We start from the raw sequence: 671 nt of genomic DNA, 5'->3' as shown, positions 1-671 counted from the left end.
GCGAACTTCCGGCAAAGACGATCTTCCTGCCAATGAAGGTTCCATGTTTCTTGAGCGCAACCTGCGCGCCCCCCAGTGTATAAACGCCTGGCAGCGTCCAACCCGCAACCGGCAGAATGCGATCTGTTGCGCCGGTGCAAAGCAGGAGATGTTGAAAGGGTATGTTGGATAATCTGTCGCCGGCGAAGACTTCGAGCCTCTTATCATAGACGCCCCAGATCGTCGTTAGCGGTCGATAGTTGCTCTGCGCGAGGATGGCGTCCTCGACGGTCTCACGATCTCTCACGCGGGCCGCATAGCGCGTGCCGAACAAAGCGTTCATTCGAGGTTCCGCAAGGGGCCCCAAGCGCCGCGTCCCTTGACCGCCGGCTGCATCTGCTTCGTCCAGGATCAGTGGAGCGACCCCTGCTTGCAGGAACGTGCCAGCGGCAGCCAGGCCGGCGGGGCCGGCGCCGACGATTACTGGGGGAAGATGGTTGACGTCGATTTTCATTGTTCATGTCGAAGGGGAGGGCGACTTGCGACAGTCATGCCTGACTCAACCGTCGTCATGCACGCACGGATGCGTCGACCGTCTGCAAGCCATAAGGAACAGTCCTGGCAGGCGCCCATCAGGCAAAAGCCCGCGCGGGGCGTGCCGTCGAATTCCGAGAAGCCCAGATAGCCGTGAG

General features: G+C 61.0%; 2 protein-coding genes. Both read right to left on the bottom strand.

All coding sequences use genetic code 11. The features are described 5' to 3' along the window. A partial coding sequence (locus EN750_RS37680) for an FAD-dependent oxidoreductase (protein WP_148669952.1) occupies positions 1 to 493 on the bottom strand: 493 nt, incomplete at its 3' end. Next, on the bottom strand, positions 490 to 671 hold a 182-nt coding region (locus EN750_RS37675; RefSeq protein ID WP_189526836.1), incomplete at its 5' end, for a 2Fe-2S iron-sulfur cluster-binding protein. The genes EN750_RS37680 and EN750_RS37675, both read right to left, overlap by 4 nt.

The organism is Mesorhizobium sp. M7A.F.Ca.ET.027.03.2.1 (assembly GCF_003999175.1).
In the GTDB taxonomy this organism is placed as follows: domain Bacteria; phylum Pseudomonadota; class Alphaproteobacteria; order Rhizobiales; family Rhizobiaceae; genus Mesorhizobium.
Note: the sequence above shows the minus strand (reverse complement) of the source record. Positions and strands in the feature narration are given on the sequence as shown.